We start from the raw sequence: 13,130 nt of genomic DNA on the forward strand, positions 1-13,130 counted from the left end.
TGATTGTATAGCATAAAAATACTTATAAATTACTTAATGCTAGTATTTATATGAGGAATCGAAACAAATATCTTAAAATTACCAAATAAAAATTATTGCATCATCATCAATTGCGCACCAAATACTCTCCAAACAAATTCTCAAATTTTGCCTTTAAATACTCTGACTCTTTTATCTTTATAAATGGTAGCCAGTATTTGACATACGCAGGATCTCGTGATGCTTATGCAGCCTATCTCTATTTTGTGTTTTATTGCTAGGAAATATGAATAAATCATAATCATCAAAAATATTTTTTAGCCCATATTCAATAGCTATAAACGCCATTTTTACTACACATCTATACTCATTTTATTTAAGTTATGGTAAAAATTTAACCCAGTAGAGTGACAGATTATATCATAGTAGATGATTCGTTAAAAAATTTTACTTGTTTTTTAAAATTTTACAAAAAACGTGTTAAAATTACTGCAAGCTTAAAAATTTGCTACATAAAATTTTATTTTGCTACAAACATTAAGCTATATTTCATGAAAGGTGACTGCAATATAATATTGTAGAAACATCGTAGTTTAGGTATTTATGGTGTCACGGGGGAGACTTGAACTCCCGACCTCCGGCTTATGAGACCAGCGCTCTAACCAGCTGAGCTACCGTGACACTTTAAAATAAGTTTCGGATTATATAATTTTTAAACTTATTTGTAGATAAAAACCATCTTTATCTACAAACACAAAGTAAAAGCACCAAGAATCGACAAAACGTCTATTTTACGAAATAATTTTGAGCTAGAGATTTATCCTCAGGTGTGATACTAAATTTCTCGCTATCGATGCTAACTTCAAATTTATTTTCTCTGCTTGCTTTTGTATAAGCTAATGCGAGCCTTGCGGCCAGCTCTTTGTCAGCTTTACTAGCGTTTTTGCTTATGAAGCTAACGGCTCCTACGATGTCATCACTCTCTTTAAAATTTACTTGATCAAATTTATCATTTGGATGTGCTAAAAGTGCGTTATTATCACTCTCATCACGGCCTATTATCATTTTTGCACCATCTGGCAAGCGCAGATGCCTACCAAGCTTTAGCCACGTTACATCGATATCTCGCATCTCTTTATCAAAATTTAGATAATCCTTTATCTTCACAGCAAAGCTCTCGATCGTTAGCAAACATCCGCCCCCAGGCGTTGCAAAGTCCTCAAAGCCAAATTCCTTTGCCAAAGCAAGCTGCGGCTTTCTATCGCGCCCGCTTATATCAAGCAGCTTCTCTCTATCAACCCAGCCCTCGCGCTCTGGCTTAGTTGGTGGCAAGAGCTTAGCGCACATCGGACGAAGCACTAGATCGTCCTCATCATCAGCTAGGCGCTTAACCTGAAAGAGTGCATCTCTTCGCTGACTCATCGGTCTTTGACCCAAAACTTCGCCCGTGATGATGAAATTTGCATTTTCACTTTTTAGCATATTAAGAGCTGTTTTAAACATATAACCATGGCAGTCGATGCATGGATTAAACTGCTTGCCGTAGCCGTACTTTGGGTTAAAAAGCATGTCACGAAGATACTCATTTCTCATATCAACCACTTTTAAGCTAGCTCCAGCCAAAGCGGCACGGCGTCTTAAAATTTCATGTTTTTCTTCATCTACGCCAAATCCGGTATCCATATAAAGTGCGACCACTTCGATGTTTTGATCGCTTATTAATTTAATTGAGAGCATGCTATCAAGCCCTCCGCTAAACAAAGCTAAAGCCTTCATTTTTATCCTGAAAGTAAAATTTAAAGCCTAAATTTACTAAATCTAGGCTTTTATGAAGTTTATTTAGCAGCGTTAATTACGATTTTTTTAATCACTTCACTCGCGGCTTTTAGACTGCTAACTGGCAAATACTCGAAGACGGAGTGAAAGTTATTTGCCCCTGTGAATAAATTTAGCGTTGGCACACCTTTTGCAGATATCACAGCGCCGTCATATCCACCACGCATAGGCTTTATATTTGGCGTGATATTTAGCTCACTAAAGGCATCTTTTGCTAATTTTATAGGCAGTGAGTTTTCATCTTTTAAAAATTTAAAGACATTTTCATAGCGTGTTTTTAGCGTGATTTCGCAACGCTCTCCATAAATTTTGTTAAAAGAATTTGCCATATCGCTTAAAAACTCAAGCCTTTTTTGAAATTTCGCCTCGTCAAATTCTCTTATGTCGATCTTGAGCGTCGTTTTTGCGCTGTTTCCGCTAAGCTCTTTTACCCAAAAATAGCCCTCTTTGCCCTCGGTGCACTCTGGCACTTCGCCGCCTGGCAAAAGCGAGATAAATTTATGCGCAAGAAGTAGCGAATTTACAAGCTTGCCCTTTGCATTCATCGGATGAGCCGAAACGCCTTTAAAGACCATCGTGCAGTCAGCCGCGTTCCAGTTTTCATATATTAGCTCGCCTATCTCGCAGCAGTCTAGGCAGTAGCCAAAATCAGCTCCCAGCAAATTTACATCAAGTGCTTTTGCACCAAGCAAGCCCTGCTCTTCATCTGGCACGAAGCAGATCACGATCTTGCCGTGCTTAATCTCAGAATTTTGCATAAAATAGCTAGCCATATTTACGATACTTGCGATCGCCGCCTTATCATCAGCCCCAAGCAAGCTAGTGCCATCAGTCACGACTATGTCGTCACCAACGTATTTTTTAAGCTCTGGATTGTCGCTAAATTTTAGATAAATTCCCTGTTCTTCGTTTAGGCAGATGTCGCCACCTGTGTATTTTACTATCTTGGCTTTAGTATCATTTTTTTGCTCACTACTTGTATCTAAATGCCCAAAAAAGGCGATACTTGGAGCATTTTCGCAATTTGCAGGAATTTTTGCTATCAAGATAGCATTGTCTTGCAAAATGATATCTTTTATACCTAGCGAGCTGAGCTCATCTTTTAAAAAACGAGCCAGCTCATACTCGGTTGGATTAGAAGGCATGACGCCTTTTAATCCATTCTCTTTATTTGTTGTGGTGTTAAATTTTGTATAGTTTAAAAATCTCTCTACGATATCCATTTTTTATCCTTTTAGATGACAAAAAATGCGATCGCCACAACAGAGATAAACATACCTAAAAATGTTCTTTTAGCGATTTCAACTGGACTAACCATCGCAATGCCTGCACAAACGATAGCAGCACCGGCAATCGGAGAAGCTGATCTACCTAAAGCACCAGCAATAGCTGCTGCCATACCAAGCTTGTCTTGTTCAAAGCCAAGTGCAGCGGCATTTGTTGTGACAGCTTCGTTAAATGCAAATGTAGCAGCATCGCCTGAACCTGTAACTATACCCATGATAAATGGCACAAACGTTCCGCCAAATTTAACGTAACTTTGATCTGTTTTTAGCCATGCGATGACCACATCAACGGCTCCACATGCCTTTAAGCCAGCGACAAAGACACCAGCTGCGATGATGATACCCATAACATCGGCATAAGCGTGGCCCATTCCGTTAAAAAATTCTTTTGTGATCTTCTGCGGATTTGTAAGCGTAGCAAAGATAGCTATGATGGCACCTAGTATCATTGCCTCAGCAACGCCCATCTTTGTCCACGCAAGAAAGCTATAATCTTTCGCAAGGCTTGTTCCGCCAATAACCAAGATAACAAGTGGAACTAGAGGCATAATGGCGTAGATGAAATTTACTTTAAATAGCGGTTTCTCTTCGCTAGCAGCACTACTTTCAAGAGTAAAATTTGTATTTTTTTGATAGTCTTTAAGTAATATCGCAACAACAACTAATGCGATCACTATGATAACAAGAGCAGTAAATGCACTTGGAATTTGCACTTTTATGACATCTTGAACTGTATAGCCCTCAACCGTTTTTTTAACAAGATCAGCTACATAGACGTTGTGAGCCGATCCCGGGCTTAAGACTCCACCAAATGTACCCGCAAAAACAGCAGCACCAGCCATAGCTGGGCGGATACCTGAAGCCATTAGAAGCGGTATAAGCGTTGCACCAACAGCAGCGGAACATCCTGCAGCTGAAGGGATAGCGATATTTATAAAATAAGTTAGCACGGTTGTTGCGGGGATCAAGATAAAACCCACATTTTTAAGTGGCTTTGTAAGAAGCGCAACAAGGTGTTTATCGCACATCGTGTATTTCATAACAAACGCAAAACCCATACTTGCACAAATCGCCTTTATAAGCCCTGCTTTAGTCATATAGTCAGTAAAAGCACTTAGTGCCCCCATCGGTTTTAGTGCGATTATACAAAGCACCAAACCAACACCTATTAGCACCGTTCTTGTCTCTTTTTTTAAGACAAGAAGTGCCACAACAGCTGCAATGCCAAGAATGGCAGCAATTAGCTTAAATGTTTCCATACCTCTCTCCTTGTTTAGATTTTAAATTTAGTTCCAACTTCTATTTTTTCTATCTCTTTTTGATACTCAAATTTTAAAATTTCGCTGTGTCCTATGACCTCAGCCTCATTATTCTCTATGAGCAAAGCCGTACCCTCAGGCAGTGCGTAAATGGTCTCTTTTGGATTAGCTATCAAAAATTCCTCCAACCTCTCCTCCCTGCTCTCGCCGTTATGACCTGCTAGCTTGCCACTTATGAAGTGCGGGTTGATCTGATGAGGGAAGATATTTAAGCTATCAAAGGACTTTGGCATGATGATAGGCATATCATTTGTCGTCATCATCGTCTTGCCAGCTATGTTTGCACCAGCTGACCAGCCAAAGTATTTTGCGCCATTTGCCACAGCTTCTTTTATAGGCTCAACTAAATTTAGCTTATAAAGCGTGTAAAGCAGCATAAAGGTATTTCCGCCACCAACTGCGATACTGCTAGCATTTTTGATAGCTGAAATTTTATCCTCGTAATGATGGATTGATTTTATATTGCTATTTTTTAATCTATCAATTACTTTTTGCTCATACTCGTCATTTGTTCGCCTAACTCCAGCGTAAGGGATAAATAAAATTTCCTCCTTGCCGCATTCACCTAAAAATTCCTTAACCCAGTTTTTGCAGTGTCTTAAGTAGCCAGTATCTTGGTAGCTTGAAGCGCTGATTAGTAAAGCATTTTTCATTTTTTTGCTCCATTTAATTTGTAAGCAGATCTTAGATAGACATCGACTCCAGCCACCAAGCACTCCTCATCAAAGTCAAATTTGTAGTTGTGATGGCCTGCTTTTAAATTTGTACCAATCATCATATAGCCACTCTTTGCGCCTTTGTCTTGCAAAGCTCTCATAAAGTGAGCAAAGTCTTCGCAAGCACCAAAGTCAAGCTCTTTTACGATCTTATCATCATCTATAAATGGACTCTCTTTTGCTGCTTCATAAAAAATTTCTGTTACCTCTTTATCGCTGTCAGCTCCGCTTGTGCCACCAGTCATTACAACTTTACTCTCTACGCCGTAAATTTGGCTAACGCCTTTAACAATATCCATGCATTTTTCATACATAAAATCATTTAAATTTGTGTCTTCACCTCTTGTTTCGCAAGCTAGATAGCCATTTGGCGCGATGACGTTTCTACCTTCACCTGCTTTTAAAACGCCTACGTTTATCCTGGTCACGCCTTTTGCATGTCTTGTGATACCATGCATGCTTAGTGCCATTTGAGATGCGGCTAAAAGGGCATTTGCACCATCTTGTGGCGCACCTGCTGCGTGAGCTGAACGGCCGGTGATATGTACGTCAAATTTTGAAGTTGCAAGTAGCTTATTTGTCCCGCAGATGATGCCTCTATTGGTTTTTGCTTGAAAGCCGATATGACCGCCCAGTAGGTACTCTACACCATCAAGCACACCAGCAGCTTCCATAGCCACAGCACCTCTTGTGCCCTCTTCTGCCGTTTGGAAAATAAATTTAAACTTACCATTTAGATCATCTAAATTTTCAGCTATAAGTTTTGCCACACCAAGACCTATCGATATGTGTCCGTCATGCCCACAAGCATGCGTGATACCAGCGATGTCTGCGCCAAAACCCTCTTTATAAGGTCTGTGAGTAGGCTCATCACTCTCTGTCACATCAACACTATCAATGTCAAATCTAAATGCTGTAAATTTACCAGGCCTTTTTGTGTCGATAAAAGCTGTTAGGCCAGTTAGGCCATCTTTCATATAAGGAAGATATTTTGCCTCTTCAGGGCTTAGGAGCTTTTTGGCTCTTTCTATTGCTTTTTCGCACTGCTCTTTTGAGCCAAGGCCAAGCCTTGCATCAGCTTTAACCACCTTGTCACCAAGGCTTATTTCATAACCAAGATCACTAAGCCTCTTTGCTAGCACAGCAGTTGTAAAAAATGTAAACCAACCAGTCTCTGGATGCGAGTGAAAATACCTGCGATCCTTGATCAGCTCATCTTTTAAAGAAAGAGCCAAATTTGCTATTTTGTCCATAGGTTTCTCCTTATTCATTTGATAGTTTAATTAGTGCATTTGTTAAAATTTGTGTAGCTTTGAAAGCATCATCAAAATTTATAGCTTCTGCTATATTGTGACTGATACCGCCAACGCAAGGTATAAAAAGCATACCAACGCTACTTGCAAGTTTTGTTAGATTCATCGCATCGTGCCCAGCTCCGCTTGGTAAAGTAAGCGTTTTTATGCCAAGTTTAGCAGCCTCTTCGCTTAGTAAATTTATAGCATGCTCACTAAGTTTTACTGGCTCATCGCTACTTAATTCTCTTATCTCATAACTAAAATTTAGCTCACCGCTTAGCTCTTTTATAAAATTTCTAAGCTCTAAATTTAGCTCTTCTAAGCTTGTCTTATCAATATCTCTTAGATCAACTCCAAGCCTTGCCTCGCCTGGTACAACGTTTAAAACACCTGGCTTTGCATGAGCATAACCAACGGTTGCCACAGCTGTTTTTTTGTTTTTAGCAAATTTATTGGCTGCGATTATGATATGTGAAGCAGCTAGCAGCGCATCACTACGCATATTCATCGGCGTTGCACCGCTGTGATCTGCCTTACCATGAATAATAATTTCAAATCTAATAGGAGCGGCGATACCGCTTACTACGCCAACGCTTATGCCGCTTCGCTCAAGCACTGGGCCTTGTTCAATGTGAAGTTCTAAATATGAATGAAGTGAGTGTTCTTTTAAAATAGAATCATTTAAATTTTGTGGATCAAGTCCAAATTTACTCATCGCCTCAAAGAGCGAGATACCATCTTCGTCTTTTAGCTCATGAAGCCTTTGTAGGCCAAGTTTGCCACTTATTATTTTACTTCCGATAGTTGCTGTCTTAAAGCGACTTGATTCTTCACAGCAAAAGTTAATCAGCCAAAGCGGACGCTTTAGTTTAATGCCAGCTTCTTTTATCGAGATTAGTGCTTCAAGTCCTGCCATGACACCAAGCGTGCCATCATAAAAGCCACCATTTGGCACACTATCGATATGAGAGCCCACACAAACTGGCTTTTCGCCTGGCTCACAGCCATCGTCATATACAGCATAGATGTTACCAACATTATCGATCTTAAGTTTAAAGCCATTTTCTTCTATTAAATTTACAAGAAAATTTCTAGCCTCCAAGTCTTCTTTACTAAATGCAAGCCTTGTTAGCCCTCCACCTTTTAATGCTCCAAATCTACTTATAGCATTAAAATTCGCCTCAAATCTTTTAAAATTTATCATAATAAACCCTTAAAAATAAAACTAATCTTAAAAACATTTATTACTTTATGCATTTTACATTTAGTTTTATGATTTAAAGCTGAATAAGTGTTAAATTTTGAAATTTAATTTTTTTGTAGCTTGTTGTGTAAGCCTTTAATGATCTCTGAAATTTTTTGCATTATTTCGATTTTATTTGGTTTTTGTGATTTTCTAGTATCTTCGCGAAACTTCTCATAGTATTTTAGCTTTAGCTTTAAAATAGCCTCTTTAAGGCTATCTTCACTAGAAGCTACATTTGAGCTTTCATCAACATAAATTTCTCTAACAAGTACCGCGTTATCTTCAATATTTGGCAATAAAACAGCCTGAAAATAATCTTTATGATGCAAGAAGAATTTCTCCTCGAGCTCGTTTAAAACGATAGTTTCGTAATTTTTATTTGCAAGCATGCTCTTTAAAACGCTAAATTCCAAAATATCAGTTTTATCTTTTTTTTGAGCCACTTGTTTATTTGTCGTTGTAGCATTTGTAAAATTTTGATCTTGTCTATTTATATATCTTTGTCCATGAAGGCTAAAAGTATTTAGCTCTATTTTGAGCAAATTTACGACTAACGACTCATAACTTTTTGCGATTATTGGCTTTAGAGAATTTGTAAATTCCACTATCTCTTCTAAACACTTTTGCTTTTGTACTGGGCGTGATATGTCGTATTTCTTGGCAATTTGCTCGATGTAAAACTCTCCAAGTTCAGTACCAGAACCAAACATCTCTTTTAGCTCGTCGCTTCTACCTGCAAAAACCATATCTGCAGGGTCTGCACCATCTTTTATGATAACAACACTTCCGTCTATCTCGTTTTGAACCAAAAGGCGAGATGATTTTATAGCTGCACCTATACCAGCTCCATCACCATCAAAACAAAGAACTACACTTATCTCTCCTCTTTTTAAAAGTGGTAAGTGATTAGTTGTAAGTGCGGTTCCAAGTACGGCAACAGCGTTTGTAAAGCCTGCAAAATGAAGCATGATGACATCTAAATAACCCTCTGTGATGATGATCTGCTTCTTTTCAAAGATGCTTTGCCTAGCTAAGTGGTAGCCGTAAAGTAGCTTTGACTTGTCAAAAACTATGCTTTGAGGAGAATTTACATATTTTGCAGGATGATCCGAGATCGTTCTACCACCAAAGCCAACTAATTTTGCCGTATGTGCATATATGGGAAATGTAATACGCTCGATAAAACTAGCATAAATTCCCTTCTCGTTTTGCTTTACGATACCGACCTCAAGTGCCTCTTTTGGCTCGATATTTTCATTTTGTAAAAGCCTAATAGTACTAGCACTATCCCCAGCCCAACCAAGCTCAAATTTCTCGATCATCGCATCATTTATGCCACGTGAATATATATACCTCACAGCGGCTTCATGCTTGAAAAATTCGCTCCTATAAAAGGCATTTACCTTTTCTAAAATGTGCTTATTTTCTTTTTGTGTTGGAAGTTTATCGCTTGTGTATTCAAGGCTAAAATTTACAAGGCTAGCTATTCTCTCGATAGCTTCTGGATAGGTAAGCTTCTCATAATCCATTACAAATTTAATCGCATCTCCGCCAGCCTTACAAGCAAAACAGTGAAAAATTTGCCTGCTTTGACTTATGCTCATACTAGGATTTTTGTCGTCATGAAATGGGCAGACGCATTTGTAGTTTGCTCCCATTTTTTTGACTGGCACAAAGTGCTCTATAATGTCAACGATATCGATTTGATTTTTAAGCTTTTCAATGGATTTTGGATCTATCATAAGCAAAATTATACAACTGCTTTGTTATAATTAAAGTAAAATTTTATTACAAAGTATGAGCGTGGATATTTTTTTCATTGGGCATAGAGATCCGATATTTAGCCTTATTATTTTATTTAGCATTATTTTGATGATAGCCGCATTAAGCTATGCTTGGGGTATCTTTTCAAGCAAAGATGAGAAAAAAAGAATCGAAAAATTTATAAGAAAATTTGATAGCAAAGACGGCATAAGTAGCGAGCATAAACAGATGCTACAAAGCCCAGAGATAGACGCTCAAAGCCTTTGCATGCTAGGGCAAACTTTCGCCAAAAATGGCGACTTCGAAAAGTCTATTAGCATTTATCTGATCGCCCTTGGCAAAGCTAGGGATAAAAATGAGAAGGAGTTTATCCTAAACGAGCTTGGAGAGGTCTATTTTAAAGCAGGCTTTTTAAAAAAGGCTAGTGAGGTTTTTGAAAAGGCACTCGAACTAAGTCCTAGAAATGTCATCGCACTTCGTTTTCTAACAATGATAGATGAGAAGCTCAAAAACTACAAAGAGGCACTTTATGCACTAAATTCGCTTGAAGAGCTGGGAGTAAATGTAAAAGATCAAAAGGCCTATATAAAGGCTATCAGCACGCTTGATGATAGAAATTTAAGCTTTAATGAAAAGATAGAAGTTCTCTCTCGTCTTAGCCAAAATTTTGAGCTTTTAAAACGCATGATCTTGGTGCTTTTTATAAGACACAATGAAAATTTAGAAAATTTAAAAGATTTTGCCAAATTTGAAGATGTACTTGATCTACTTTACAACCTAAAAACACCTATAAATTTGAGTGATGATAAGTATAGATCGCTATTTTACGCAAAGGGTGATATAAATGAGCCTTGTGAAATTTATGGCTTTGAGTTAAACGCTATAAAGAAGCTAAAAGACGCCAAATTTGATGCAGCAGGGCTTAGTTTTAACTACATTTGTAAAAGCTGCAAAAACTCATTTCCGATGCACTTTTACTGCTGTCCAGTCTGCCACGAGCTAGGAAGTGTAAAAATTTTATCTCACATCACAGAAAAACCAAGTGAAGACAGTAACACTTTTTAGCGATGGTTCATGCCTTGGAAACCCTGGAGCTGGTGGGTGGGCTTATATTTTGAGATTTAATGAAGCACAGAAAAAAGAGAGTGGGGGCGAGGCATTTACTACAAATAATCAAATGGAGCTAAAAGCTGCGATAATGGGGTTAAAAGCGCTAAAAGAGCCTTGTGAAGTAAGACTATTTACCGATAGCTCGTACGTGGTAAACAGCATAAATGAGTGGCTTGCAAACTGGCAAAAGAGAAATTTTAAAAATGTAAAAAACGTAGAGCTTTGGCAAGAGTATTTGAAAATTTCAAAGCCCCATAAAGTCATAGCAAGCTGGGTCAAAGGTCACGCTGGACACCCTGAAAATGAAGAGTGCGACCAGATGGCAAGAAACGAGGCACAAAAGATAAAAGATGAGAACGAAAGATGAAAATTTTAGAAGAATTTGAACATAATCTTGGATATAAATTTAAAAAAACAGAGCTTTTAGAAGAGGCGCTGACTCACAAGAGCACTAAGCAGGCGCTAAACAATGAAAGGCTTGAGTTTTTAGGCGATGCGGTGATGGATCTAATTGTGGCTGAGTATCTTTTTAAAAAATTTAGCAAGATCGCAGAGGGCGACATGAGTAAGCTAAGAGCTGCACTTGTCAATGAAAAAAGCTTTGCAAATATGGCAAGGCATCTAAAGATGGGTGAATTTTTAAGACTGAGCTTGGCTGAAGAAAACAATGGTGGGCGCGAGAAAGATAGCATTTTAAGTGATGCTTTTGAGGCTGTGATGGGGGCTATTTATCTCGAAGCCGGTCTTCTTAAGGTAAGAGAGATTTCTATCAACTTACTTGAGCTTTGTTATCCACAAATCGATTTTGCTCACCTTGAAAAAGACTACAAAACAGCGCTGCAAGAGGTTACCCAAGCACATCTTGGCATCATACCATCTTACGAACTAATCAGCACATCTGGTCCTGATCATAAAAAAGAATTTGAGATTGCGCTACTGCTAAATGGTGAGGAAATTTCAAGAGCTATTGGCAGTTCCAAAAAACAAGCCCAACAGCTAGCTGCAAAAATCGCACTAGAAAAAATTAAAAAATAGGAACGAGCTTGAATACATTTGGCAAAAAACTAACCCTAACAACATTTGGCGAGAGTCACGGAGTAGCCATAGGTGGCGTTATAGACGGTTTTCCTGCTGGAATGAAAATCGATACGCAGTTTATCCAAAGCGAGCTAGATAGACGCCGTCCTGGGCAAAGCAACTTTACAACCGCAAGAGATGAAGCTGACAAGATAGAAATTTTTAGTGGTCTTTTTGATGGTATAAGCACTGGAGCACCGATAGGTTTTGCTATTTTTAATAACAATCAAAAGTCAAACGACTATGACAATTTACGTGAAATTTTCCGTCCCGGCCATGCTGATTTTACCTACTTTAAAAAGTATGGTTTTAGAGATCACAGAGGCGGCGGACGCTCAAGTGCTAGAGAAACAGCTATCAGGGTAGCTGGCGGTGCTTTTGCACAACTACTTTTAAATGAGTTTAGTATTGAGGTTTTAAGTGGCGTATTTAGCATTGGTAAGGTTTTTAGCGACAAAATAGACTTTAATTTTGCTAAAAATTCACAAATTTATGCTCTTGGTAACGAAGAAGCTATGAAAGAAGCGGTAAATAAAGCTAGAAATGACCACGATAGCGTCGGTGCAGTTGTTTTAAGCGTGGTTAAAAATGCTCCGGTAGGCCTTGGAGAGCCACTTTATGATAAGCTTGATAGTGCCTTGGCGGCGGCTTTAATGGGTATAAATGGTGTAAAAGCGGTCGAGATAGGTGCTGGCGTAAAAGCAAGTGAGACATTTGGGTCGGTAAATAACGATGAGATGGATGAACTTGGATTTTTAAGCAACAATGCAGGAGGCATACTTGGTGGCATAAGTAGCGGCGAAGATATCGTACTAAAGAGCCATTTTAAGCCAACACCTTCGATATTTAAAGAACAAAAGACGCTAAATTTAGCTGGCGAAGTGGTAGATTTTGAGCTAAGAGGCAGGCATGATCCATGCATAGGCATACGTGGTAGCGTCGTTGCAACTGCGATGATAAGGCTAGTTATCGCCGATATGTTACTACTAAATGCTAGTACAAAGCTTGAAAATTTAAAGAAAATTTATGGCTAAATTTAAATGCCCAAAAAGATGATCTATAAGAGCCTTAACATTTAAAAAAGGCACTATAAAAAGTCTTTTATTTTGATTCTTTTAAAAAAACTCATACTATCTTTCTTTATTGTATTTAGCCAATATCTAAGATTTCAAACCAAGATATTAAAATAAGCTAAATCTAAAATTGAACATAGCCTACTTAACTTAATAATATGAAATTATGAAAATATCTTAAATTTTGAAGTATGTTTTTCTTATACGCTAAATTTTAAAGAAATAGCGAGCATAAAATTAACTAATTATTAATTTTATATAAACTTACTATTATAATATTAAATTTTTATATTCAAATATTAGTCTTTAAAAAATAATCATAAATTATATGACGATATATGAAAATATCCTACTATATATAGTATTACTTATTTTTAATATAAATTTATTATATGATAAATAACCCCCTAATTTACGATAATTATACAT

Annotated in this window: 11 protein-coding genes and 1 tRNA gene; 4 read left to right on the forward strand and 8 right to left on the reverse strand. The window is 37.8% G+C overall.

What is annotated here, in order from left to right; genetic code table 11:
- Nucleotides 1–583 precede the first annotated feature (583 nt).
- The 8 genes from CYP64_RS02275 to dnaG all read right to left on the reverse strand — a co-directional run bounded on the left by CYP64_RS02275 (nucleotide 584) and on the right by dnaG (nucleotide 9,419).
- Nucleotides 584–660: transfer RNA gene (locus tag CYP64_RS02275), tRNA-Met, on the reverse strand.
- A 105-nt stretch (nucleotides 661–765) separates the two neighbouring features.
- Nucleotides 766–1,755, reverse strand: coding sequence for an argininosuccinate synthase domain-containing protein (locus tag CYP64_RS02280; protein ID WP_103648520.1), 990 nt, complete (start codon nucleotides 1,753–1,755; stop codon nucleotides 766–768).
- A gap of 59 nt (nucleotides 1,756–1,814) precedes the next feature.
- On the reverse strand, nucleotides 1,815–3,038 hold the full coding sequence (pepT, locus tag CYP64_RS02285; protein WP_103648521.1) for a peptidase T: 1,224 nt from the start codon (nucleotides 3,036–3,038) through the stop codon (nucleotides 1,815–1,817).
- A gap of 11 nt (nucleotides 3,039–3,049) precedes the next feature.
- Entirely contained in the window at nucleotides 3,050–4,360 is a 1,311-nt protein-coding gene (gene dcuC / locus CYP64_RS02290) for a C4-dicarboxylate transporter DcuC (RefSeq protein ID WP_103648522.1), read from the reverse strand.
- Nucleotides 4,361–4,374: 14 nt separating this feature from the next.
- Complete coding sequence (gene pepE, locus CYP64_RS02295) at nucleotides 4,375–5,073, reverse strand: dipeptidase PepE (RefSeq protein WP_103648523.1); 699 nt, start codon at nucleotides 5,071–5,073, stop codon at nucleotides 4,375–4,377.
- Nucleotides 5,070–6,389 carry an amidohydrolase gene (locus CYP64_RS02300; RefSeq protein ID WP_103648524.1) on the reverse strand — a complete coding sequence of 440 codons (1,320 nt, stop codon included), beginning with the start codon at nucleotides 6,387–6,389 and terminating at the stop codon, nucleotides 5,070–5,072. Before CYP64_RS02300 ends, pepE begins: the two co-directional genes overlap by 4 nt.
- 10 nt (nucleotides 6,390–6,399) lie before the next feature.
- Complete coding sequence (locus CYP64_RS02305) at nucleotides 6,400–7,635, reverse strand: M20 family metallo-hydrolase (RefSeq protein WP_103648525.1); 1,236 nt, start codon at nucleotides 7,633–7,635, stop codon at nucleotides 6,400–6,402.
- Between the two features lie 104 nt (nucleotides 7,636–7,739).
- Nucleotides 7,740–9,419 carry a DNA primase gene (gene dnaG, locus CYP64_RS02310; RefSeq protein WP_103648526.1) on the reverse strand — a complete coding sequence of 560 codons (1,680 nt, stop codon included), beginning with the start codon at nucleotides 9,417–9,419 and terminating at the stop codon, nucleotides 7,740–7,742.
- A 55-nt stretch (nucleotides 9,420–9,474) separates the two neighbouring features.
- Here dnaG and CYP64_RS02315 point away from each other — a divergent pair, with 55 nt between their 5' ends.
- From CYP64_RS02315 to aroC, 4 genes are read left to right on the forward strand one after another with little or no spacing between them, the layout of a single operon-like run.
- Complete coding sequence (locus CYP64_RS02315; protein WP_258032898.1) at nucleotides 9,475–10,506, forward strand: tetratricopeptide repeat protein; 1,032 nt, start codon at nucleotides 9,475–9,477, stop codon at nucleotides 10,504–10,506.
- On the forward strand, nucleotides 10,484–10,918 hold the full coding sequence (rnhA, locus tag CYP64_RS02320; RefSeq protein WP_103648528.1) for a ribonuclease HI: 435 nt from the start codon (nucleotides 10,484–10,486) through the stop codon (nucleotides 10,916–10,918). Before CYP64_RS02315 ends, rnhA begins: the two co-directional genes overlap by 23 nt.
- On the forward strand, nucleotides 10,915–11,586 hold the full coding sequence (rnc, locus tag CYP64_RS02325) for a ribonuclease III (RefSeq protein ID WP_103648529.1): 672 nt from the start codon (nucleotides 10,915–10,917) through the stop codon (nucleotides 11,584–11,586). Before rnhA ends, rnc begins: the two co-directional genes overlap by 4 nt.
- An 8-nt stretch (nucleotides 11,587–11,594) precedes the next feature.
- Entirely contained in the window at nucleotides 11,595–12,662 is a 1,068-nt protein-coding gene (aroC, locus tag CYP64_RS02330) for a chorismate synthase (RefSeq protein ID WP_103648530.1), read from the forward strand.
- The last annotated feature ends 468 nt before the right edge of the window (nucleotides 12,663–13,130 follow it).

It is taken from the genome of Campylobacter concisus, from assembly GCF_002913945.1.
Classification (GTDB): Bacteria; Campylobacterota; Campylobacteria; order Campylobacterales; family Campylobacteraceae; genus Campylobacter_A; species Campylobacter_A concisus_P.

Excerpts from the sequence above, each read along its gene's own strand:
- CYP64_RS02300 (WP_103648524.1), bottom strand. The coding sequence starts at position 6,389 with ATGGACAAAATAGCAAATTTGGCTCTTTCTTTAAAAGATGAGCTGATC.
- dnaG (WP_103648526.1), bottom strand. The coding sequence starts at position 9,419 with ATGATAGATCCAAAATCCATTGAAAAGCTTAAAAATCAAATCGATATC.
- rnc (WP_103648529.1), top strand. The coding sequence starts at position 10,915 with ATGAAAATTTTAGAAGAATTTGAACATAATCTTGGATATAAATTTAAA.
- dcuC (WP_103648522.1), bottom strand. The coding sequence starts at position 4,360 with ATGGAAACATTTAAGCTAATTGCTGCCATTCTTGGCATTGCAGCTGTT.
- pepT (WP_103648521.1), bottom strand. The coding sequence starts at position 3,038 with ATGGATATCGTAGAGAGATTTTTAAACTATACAAAATTTAACACCACA.
- CYP64_RS02305 (WP_103648525.1), bottom strand. The coding sequence starts at position 7,635 with ATGATAAATTTTAAAAGATTTGAGGCGAATTTTAATGCTATAAGTAGA.
- pepE (WP_103648523.1), bottom strand. The coding sequence starts at position 5,073 with ATGAAAAATGCTTTACTAATCAGCGCTTCAAGCTACCAAGATACTGGC.
- CYP64_RS02280 (WP_103648520.1), bottom strand. The coding sequence starts at position 1,755 with ATGAAGGCTTTAGCTTTGTTTAGCGGAGGGCTTGATAGCATGCTCTCA.
- CYP64_RS02315 (WP_258032898.1), top strand. The coding sequence starts at position 9,475 with ATGAGCGTGGATATTTTTTTCATTGGGCATAGAGATCCGATATTTAGC.